We start from the raw sequence: 8,199 nt of genomic DNA, 5'->3' as shown, positions 1-8,199 counted from the left end.
TTTTGGCTATTACCGCTTTTTATAAAACTTATTACTTTTTTACGTAAATCTATACTATATGCTCGCATTTTTTGCTTCATATTATCATATAATTTACGCTACCTCAAGCTAATTTAGTATAGTAATTTAGGTTGAATTAGATATTTTAAAGAAATAAGAAATAGCCTCATATAATTGATCAAATTCAGTAATTTGATTTTTAATCCAAAATTTCTCTATTGGATTCAGATCTGGTGAATATGGAGGCAAAAAAATGATCCTGCAATTTACTGATTCAATCAATTCTTTTGTCTTCTTAGATTTATAAAAAGAAGCATTGTTTATAATTGCAACTTGGCCGGACTTTAATTCCTTAATTAAAACATTCTCCGCCCAGCTTTCAAATAAGTTTATATTTAGTTAGGAATGCCTCATTAGACTTCTTGCATAACCTATTCCGCGGGGTAATTTTATTGTCAAAACTCCTTTCGTTCTTCATATACTAGAGTATGCTGCGGCTCTCAACATCATTTTTCCTAAAAATTCCTCCTTCATTTTTAGGTTATGCAAGAGGTCTATTATAACCTAAGAATAAGAGTCAGTAAGAAGTTTAGAATAACTTCGACAATAAAGCAACTTACTTTACTCCAATCATATATGGAAGACTTTTTATTAAGTTAAAAATTTTTACAGCTCTATATACTACAACTTATAATTAAATCAATTGCTTATCTGTCAACTTATCGCTTAAAACCTTACTGACGCAAGAGGGTCCACTTTCGTCTCACTCTCTCTAATAAACTTCTAAACTCTCTCAATCAAGAGGAATACCAGGAACATACGAAGTATAGAGCATCGAGTGTACATGGAGTTAAGCGATGGTTTTGCATCGACAGCGCTGCCACAGTTAGCATGAAAAGAAGTAGAGTTTCGAAAGGGGTTAATATTATTTACTCCTATCGCCCCTCCTATTCTGAAAATTTTTCCTCTATATCACCAACTATAGATTTTTTTGCAAAAATTATGTTAAAATTAATCTGTGGGTGAAATTTCATAAGTTATATCATAATATAACAAATTAATACATAAAAAATAAAAATAAATTAAAAATAAATAAAAGGGGGACCAATGAATATATACGAATATCAAGCAAAACAATTATTTGCTCAATACCAAATCCCAGTTTTGTCTGGCAATCTACTAGAAACAAAAGAGCAAGCCGCTAGCCTTGCCAAAAATTTTAGCAGCGGATGCGTAGTGAAAGCTCAGATATATGCTGGAGGCAGAGGAAAAGCGGGAGGAGTAAAAATTTGCAATAATCCCGCAGAAATCATCTCTGCTGTAGAGCAGATGCTAGGTCTGCGCCTAGGTACGCATCAAAACCAAGAAGGGCAAGTAATAACCAAGCTGTATCTAGAAGATAAATGTCAGGAGATTGAGCGCGAATATTATCTCAGTCTCGTTTTGGATAGAAAAAACTCATGCCTCACCTTTATTGCTTCAGCGATGGGAGGGGTGAATATAGAAGAAGTTGCTCAAACACAACCTGAAAAAATCATAAAAGTACCAATATATCATGGCATACTCAGCGCATTTCATTTAAGAAATATTTGTTTTTTTCTTGGCTTAGATCAAGTCTTTCATAAAGAGATGCACCATGTGTTGCAATCTATGTATAAACTTGCAGTAGAAAAAGATGCAACACAAATAGAAATTAATCCCTTGGTAACAACAAAATCTGGCAAATTATTAGCGCTAGATGCCAAGATGAACTTCGACGACAATGCGCTGTTCCGTCATCAAGACATTAAAGATCTGGCAGATTTATCGCAAGAAACAGATTTAGATAGGCGTGCCAAGGAGTTTGATTTAAATTATATAAAATTAGATGGAGAAATAGGGTGTATGGTTAATGGCGCAGGCCTAGCTATGGCTACTATGGATATTATCAGCCTTCACGGGAAAAAGGTTGCGAATTTTTTAGATGTAGGGGGTGGTTCTGGGAAGGAAAAAATTCTTGAGGCCTTCAGAATCATTCTATCTGATAGCAATGTAAAAAAGATATTAGTTAATATTTTTGGTGGGATAGTGCGATGCGATATGATAGCAGAGAGTATAATACATGCTGCAAGCGAATTAGAAATTAAAATTCCTATAGTAGTGCGCTTAGATGGTACGAATGCCGAGGAAGGTATGGCATTGCTCGCGCAAAATAGTGACAAAATTAAAGTTACTGGCGCCCGCAATTTGGCCGAAGCTGTTGAGAAAGTTATTCAGGCGTAACTGACTTAGTTATAAGTGCAGAAGCGCCCCAAAAGAGCGGAAACTTTGAGCATAGAAAACATAGCAAAATTAATTTTTAATTCCAATTCGAGAATTTTATGTTATATATAAACGAATAGAGTAAAAAAAGCGAGTGTGAGTGAGAGTTATTCGCGTTAACTTCGCACTCTCTTTACTTTTTTTGATTGTTCGTTATATGTATTACATATGTCTATATCTTCCATTTCTATCTCACGCCCAGTATTTGCGACTGTGCTAAACCTAGTGTTAGTAACATTAGGCTTAATCTTCTTCAGTAAACTTAGCATACGTGGCCTGCCCGACATAAACCCTCCAATCATCACTATCTCCTGTAACATGGAGGGCGCAGACCCAATGATTATGGAGTCTCAAGTGACTAGCGTGATAGAACATGCCCTGAAAAACGTAAAGGGCGTAGATTTTATGAGCTCTACTAGCGGCAATGGTTTCGCTCATATCACGCTCTTTTTTCATTTAACAGAAGATTTAGAAATCGCGCTAAATGATGTTCGTTCAAAAATATCCGAAACTATAACATTCTTACCAAAAGAGTTAGATGCGCCAAGTATATCTAAAATGGATACGAACAATTTTCCTAGTATCTGGATTAGCGTATCTAGCGATTCATATAATAGGCTTAGCCTCACATCTATGGTGCAAAACAACGTTTTGTCTGTATTTAATCGCCTCAATAGCGTTGGCAAGGCGATATTGTATGGCGGGGAGTATTATTCTATGCTCATCTCGCCTGACCCTGTGGCTATGTATCAATATCGATTAAATCCAGAGGATTTAGAGTCTGCAGTTGTAACAGCTCGTCAGACCTATCCAATAGGTAATATCAAAACGCCCGATAAAACATTTAATGTTAAGGCTCCTAATGTTATTGATACAGAAGAAGATTTCGCTGCAATCGTACTCAAAAAAAATAATCGTTCTATTTTAAGGCTCGGTGATGTTGCTAAGGTTCAGATAACGGCTTTAGAGCAAGATGTAAGGCTTAGGTATAATGGCAAGCCAGCTACGGCGGTAGGTTTGATTTTAAAATCCAAGAGTAACGTGATCGATCTTTCAAATGAAGTGCAAAAAGCTATGCCAGAGCTTTTTAGCTACTTGCCGCCAGATGTGCATTTAGATATAGCTTACGACGCCGCCAAGCCTGTGCGCGCCTCCATTAAAGGGGTATTTTGGGCTATGTTTGAGGCTTTAATTCTGGTTTCTTTAGTAACATATGTTTTCTTTAGGTCAATCAAAACAACCATCATACCAATTGTTACCATACCCATTTCTTTAATATGCACTTTTATTGTAATGTATTGGTGCAATTTTTCTATAAACACCTTCACTATGCTTGCTATGATATTAGCCATAGGGTTGGTGGTGGATGATGCTATAGTGATGTTAGAGAATATCATTAGACACCGCCAAACCTATGGTTGCTCATTCGTGGAGGCGGCAATGAGTGGATCTAAAGAAATCAATTTTGTTATTATCGCCACTACACTCACCTTGGCTAGTGTGTTCTTACCAATAGGATTTGTTGAAGGTTTTGTAGGCAAATTATTTATTGAGTTTGCTTGGACGCTAGCTTTTTGTGTATTATTTTCTGGCTTTACTGCGCTCACGCTCACCCCAATGATGTGCGTGAAACTAAGAGTGGAAGCCAGAGAGGATAGCTCGCCATTAAGCAGATTATTAGACCGAGTGCAGTTTAAGTATAGAGTTTATCTTACTTTTGTTTTAAAAACTAAGGGTATCTTGCGTCGTATTTTGGTGCCTTTGGTGATTCTAAGCGTAGTTTGCGCTGTGTATTGCAAAAAATCCTTCGTGCCACAAGAAGATGATGGTTTTTTGCAAATTTCCTTTACGGGGCCAGAGGGTTCTAGCCTAGAGCATTCAGAAAAGAGCGTGGTGGCCGCTGAACAAATTTTGATGAAATTTTTAAAGGGAGGTGAGGATAGACCTCTTTCCAAACTTGCATTAGGTCAAGAGCAACCCAAGGAGCGTACGAAGCACGGAACTTACAGCATACATGAGGTGCGTGAAGATTCGCGCATCGAAGCGACACAAGCATCGCCATCAGGAGTAGAGTTGGGAGAGGGGTCTAATAAATCTGATATGCGGCCCGTGGTGGTAAAGTCTCAGAGTGATGCGAATCAAGAAACGACTAGTCAAGAAAGAACTATACTAGGTTTCTTTACAATGATTGGTGCTGATGGCCCTAATACTGGCATGGCATTTGTGCCATTAACAGATTGGGAAGAGCGTAGTGTTAGCCAGAGTAGTTTAAAAAATAAACTCAATCAGAGCTTTAGTAAGATACCTGGTATGTCTATTTTTGCTACCGATCCTATGTCTATTGCTAGCGTCGGCGCTTCTGCGGCAGTTGAATTTAATTTAGAAACTAACAAGAGCTTCGACTCTCTTAATAAAATAGCTCAGCTGTTTGTGAGCAAGATGAAAGAAAGTGGTATTTTTCAGAATATAGATACTAACTACAAGGCATCATTTCCTACTATAAAAGTGCTGATTGATCAAGACAAGGCCTTTATGTATGGCGTAGATAAGGCGAGCGTTGCGCGCAATCTGCGTTATATGATAGGCGGAAAATCTGTTGGTTATTTTAGTTTAGACAATGGGCTATATGAAGTAGTGTTAAGATATGACAAAAGCAATAGAAATAGCGTTAATGCAGTAGGTGATGCGTTTTTTCAATCCTATAGGAATAATACAATGCTTTCTATAGGTTCTATCGCTGATCTACGCGAAACAATAGCTATAGAGTCTTATTATCATTATAATAACGCAAACGCTATCCGTATTTCCGCTGATTTAACGCAAAACGGCAACGTGAGTAGTGCCATAGAAAAGATTCGCGCGTTACATAAAGAATATGGTGATGATGGCTATAGTTTGCGCTTTGTGGGTGAGATTAAGCGCATGCAGGAGTCTAACGCGAACATTGCCGTTACTTTTTTATTAGCATTAGTTTTTATTTATTTAATTCTGTCTGCCCAGTTTGAAAGCTTCAAAACTCCCTTATTAATTCTAGCAACTGTGCCATTTGCCCTAATAGGAGCATTCATCTTCTTGTTTTTGTTTCAGGATAGTTTGAATATGTATAGCAATATAGGTATGGTAACATTAATAGGGTTGGTTACCAAAAATGCCATCATGATAGTGGAATTTGCAGATCATCAAAAAAGCCTTGGCTTATCTGCGCGCCGTGCAGTGGTGGAGGCTGCGCAGCTTAGACTACGCCCTATATTAATGACGAGTATTGCCACGGCTCTCGGTGCATTACCATTGCAGATGGCTAGCGGCGCGGGGGCGGGGGCGCGCCATTCTATCGGTACTGTGATTGTAGGTGGTATGACTATCGGTACTTTGCTTACTTTATTTGTAGTACCAGTTTTATATGAGAGATTTAGAAGATGAGAGATTTAGAAGATAGTTTATTAGAAGATTTAGGAGTTGGCGGAGATATCACCACTAATTACTTAGTAGATGAGGCGACGGAGGTTGAATTTGCTATTGTTGCGAAAGAAATGGGGGTGTTTGTTGGAGTGGAGGTAATTGACTATTTTTTGCATTGTCATGCTGTCGCATCATACGAATTATTAGCTAAAGATGGTGAATTGATAGATGCTCAGCGAGTGATTGCAAAGGGAATAGGGCAGGCCAAATCTATATTAAAAGTAGAGAGGGTGATGTTGAATTATATACAGCATCTATCAGGAGTGGCGAGTTTAACTGCTAAATATGTGGACGCAGTAAGGCGAGTGAATGGTGGGAGAGTGAAGATATGCGATACACGCAAAACCCTGCCAGGTTTGCGAAAGTGGCAGAAATATGCGGTGCTCTGCGCTGGCGGAAGTAATCATAGATTCAGTTTGGATAGTAGCATTCTGGTGAAAGATAATCATATAGCTTTATTTGGTTCTTTAAAGGGTGCGCTTGAACTACTAAAACGTCGCGCGCCACACTTTGCTAAAATTGAAGTAGAATGCGAGACTTTAGAACAGACTAGGGAAGCTGTAGATGTTGGGATAGATATTATCATGCTGGATAATATGCCATTAGACATGATGAAGCAGGCGGTGGAGCTAATTAATAAACGCGCGATAATAGAGGTGTCTGGAGGTGTGAGTTTAGATAATGTTGCGCAAATAGCGAGTTTAGATGTAGATTATATTTCTATTGGTAAGATTACGAACTGCGCGATGGCAATGGATATTAGCATGGAGTTTTATAAAGTTGAGCAAGTTGCGCGGAAGTTCTAATTACTAAAATTTTGTAGACGTTCTTGAAGGTTATGAATGACGGGGCTTGCAATTGCTTATAATCCATGATAGAGTGTGAGGATTATGATATGAGTAAGTTTAATTTTAACTGGTGCTTTGTATATGCCTAAAATGAAAACTAAATCTGCAGTGAAAAAGAGATTTAAGTTAACTGCTACCGGTAAACTAAAGTGTGCGCAAGCTGGTAAGAGACACATGATGCGCCGTCGCACTAATAAGCAGATCAGAAATTTGCGTGGTACTACGGTGATGCGTGATTGCGATTCAAGAAATATTATTAAATACTACTTGCCTTACGGCTCGTAGATGCATTGCTGCGTTGTCGCGCAGTTGCAATATTGTATTGTTGTATTATTATATTATTGCGTTATTGCGTCGTTGTTTTGCGCGATGCAGGTATGTTTAGAGATAACAATTTAGGGTGAAATAGTATGAGTAGAGCCAAGTCTGGCGTTGTTAACAAAAAACGTCATAAAAAAATATTAAAACTCGCCAAGGGTTATAGAGGTAGATCTAGTACTTGCTTTAGAGTTGCAGTGCAGAAGGTAGAAAAAGCTTTGGCTTATGCCTACCGCGATAGGCGGTGTCGTAGGAGAGATCTGAGAGGGTTATGGATACAGCGTATTAATGCTGCTGTGCGTGAGCATGGTTTGGTGTATTCTACTTTTATGCATGGTTTGCAGAAGGCTGGTATTGTGCTTAACAGAAAGATGTTATCGGAGCTGGCTATTGCTAATGGCGCAGAGTTTAAAGAGATCGTTACTGCCGCGCAGTCTGCTCTGCGCGCTGCATCTTAATTTTTATATACGCCACTTCCTTGCCTGCTCTGCGCGGCTGCGTTTTAGCAGGCTTCACGTTTCTTATCTATTTTCTTTGAATTTCCTTGGTATCTCTAGATAAATATAGATAGTAGAGTGCGTTTGTCAAACAATAGATATCTAGTAAACCTTCGAAAAATTTAATAGCAGGAATAAATTTACCATTTACATTAATCAATTGGGATTTTTGATTTGGCTAATTACTTGTGGGTTGTTTTGTAATTTCTGCTGCACTTATAAAAAACTCAGGACTGCCATAAAATAGACCTCTTGCATCACCTATTCCGTGGGGTAATTTTGTTGTCAAAACTCCTTTGCGCTCCTCATATACTAGAGTATGCTGCGGCACTCAACATCATTTTTCCTAAAAATTCCTCTTTCATTTTTAGGTTATGCAAGAGGTCTATTTTATCTTCTTAGGACCCATCGGAAGGTCTTTCGTATCTTCTCTTTTTCTCCACTTGATGATTGTTTTTGGGTTAACATTAAATCTTTTAGCCGCTTTCTCTATGCTCTCTTTACTATCACGGATCTCTCTACGGATTGCCTCCGTTGTTCTGGCATTCGCGTGTAATATTTGTCTCATAAGATTTTTCTCCATAAATTAGACCTCTTGCGTAAGTATTTAATTAACAATTAGCCAATGCGAGGGGTGAAGAAGGTTGTTCGTGATTATTTTAGCATCAAGCGGCAAGTAATTTATTAACGAAATCATTTTTGAAATTAACAATTCCAGCAACAATATTAAACTTTAGATTATAACCCCTACGCTTATTGCGATATCTATGAGATAA

7 protein-coding genes and 2 pseudogenes are annotated in these 8,199 nt (G+C 38.1%); 6 read left to right on the top strand and 3 right to left on the bottom strand.

Going from position 1 to position 8,199, the window contains the following annotated elements; all coding sequences use genetic code 11:
* Positions 1-126 precede the first annotated feature (126 nt).
* A complete protein-coding gene (locus Sarmat_RS07125) occupies positions 127-249 on the bottom strand; it encodes a hypothetical protein (protein WP_279611760.1) in 123 nt (40 codons plus the stop codon).
* A 12-nt stretch (positions 250-261) separates the two neighbouring features.
* A pseudogene (locus Sarmat_RS06910) lies at positions 262-357 on the bottom strand (IS630 family transposase); the annotation flags it as partial.
* Between the two features lie 750 nt (positions 358-1,107).
* On the opposite strand from Sarmat_RS06910, the gene sucC reads away from it, so the two are divergent.
* The 6 genes from sucC to Sarmat_RS05095 all read left to right on the top strand — a co-directional run bounded on the left by sucC (position 1,108) and on the right by Sarmat_RS05095 (position 7,825).
* Positions 1,108-2,262: an ADP-forming succinate--CoA ligase subunit beta gene (gene sucC / locus Sarmat_RS05120; RefSeq protein ID WP_202149729.1), complete on the top strand. Its 1,155-nt coding sequence runs from the start codon at positions 1,108-1,110 to the stop codon at positions 2,260-2,262.
* A gap of 207 nt (positions 2,263-2,469) precedes the next feature.
* A complete protein-coding gene (locus tag Sarmat_RS05115) occupies positions 2,470-5,721 on the top strand; it encodes an efflux RND transporter permease subunit (RefSeq protein ID WP_202149728.1) in 3,252 nt (1,083 codons plus the stop codon).
* Positions 5,718-6,566 carry a carboxylating nicotinate-nucleotide diphosphorylase gene (gene nadC, locus Sarmat_RS05110; RefSeq protein WP_202149727.1) on the top strand — a complete coding sequence of 283 codons (849 nt, stop codon included), beginning with the start codon at positions 5,718-5,720 and terminating at the stop codon, positions 6,564-6,566. The genes Sarmat_RS05115 and nadC overlap by 4 nt, the downstream gene beginning before the upstream one ends.
* 123 nt (positions 6,567-6,689) lie before the next feature.
* The gene (gene rpmI, locus Sarmat_RS05105) at positions 6,690-6,893 is read left to right on the top strand and encodes a 50S ribosomal protein L35 (RefSeq protein ID WP_202149726.1); all 204 of its coding nucleotides are present in this window, start codon (positions 6,690-6,692) and stop codon (positions 6,891-6,893) included.
* Positions 6,894-7,018: 125 nt separating this feature from the next.
* Positions 7,019-7,384, top strand: coding sequence for a 50S ribosomal protein L20 (gene rplT, locus Sarmat_RS05100; protein WP_202149725.1), 366 nt, complete (start codon positions 7,019-7,021; stop codon positions 7,382-7,384).
* A 291-nt stretch (positions 7,385-7,675) separates the two neighbouring features.
* Entirely contained in the window at positions 7,676-7,825 is a 150-nt protein-coding gene (locus tag Sarmat_RS05095) for a hypothetical protein (protein ID WP_202149724.1), read from the top strand.
* Here Sarmat_RS05095 and Sarmat_RS05090 read toward each other — a convergent pair.
* A pseudogene (locus tag Sarmat_RS05090) lies at positions 7,821-7,991 on the bottom strand (IS481 family transposase); the annotation flags it as partial. The gene Sarmat_RS05095 and the pseudogene Sarmat_RS05090 overlap by 5 nt on opposite strands.
* Between the last annotated feature and the right edge of the window lie 208 nt (positions 7,992-8,199).

The organism is Candidatus Sarmatiella mevalonica (assembly GCF_016751895.1).
GTDB lineage: Bacteria > Pseudomonadota > Alphaproteobacteria > Rickettsiales > Rickettsiaceae > Sarmatiella > Sarmatiella mevalonica.
Note: the sequence above shows the minus strand (reverse complement) of the source record. Positions and strands in the feature narration are given on the sequence as shown.

Excerpts from the sequence above, each read along its gene's own strand:
- nadC (WP_202149727.1), top strand. The coding sequence starts at position 5,718 with ATGAGAGATTTAGAAGATAGTTTATTAGAAGATTTAGGAGTTGGCGGA.
- Sarmat_RS05115 (WP_202149728.1), top strand. The coding sequence starts at position 2,470 with ATGTCTATATCTTCCATTTCTATCTCACGCCCAGTATTTGCGACTGTG.
- sucC (WP_202149729.1), top strand. The coding sequence starts at position 1,108 with ATGAATATATACGAATATCAAGCAAAACAATTATTTGCTCAATACCAA.
- rplT (WP_202149725.1), top strand. The coding sequence starts at position 7,019 with ATGAGTAGAGCCAAGTCTGGCGTTGTTAACAAAAAACGTCATAAAAAA.
- rpmI (WP_202149726.1), top strand. The coding sequence starts at position 6,690 with ATGCCTAAAATGAAAACTAAATCTGCAGTGAAAAAGAGATTTAAGTTA.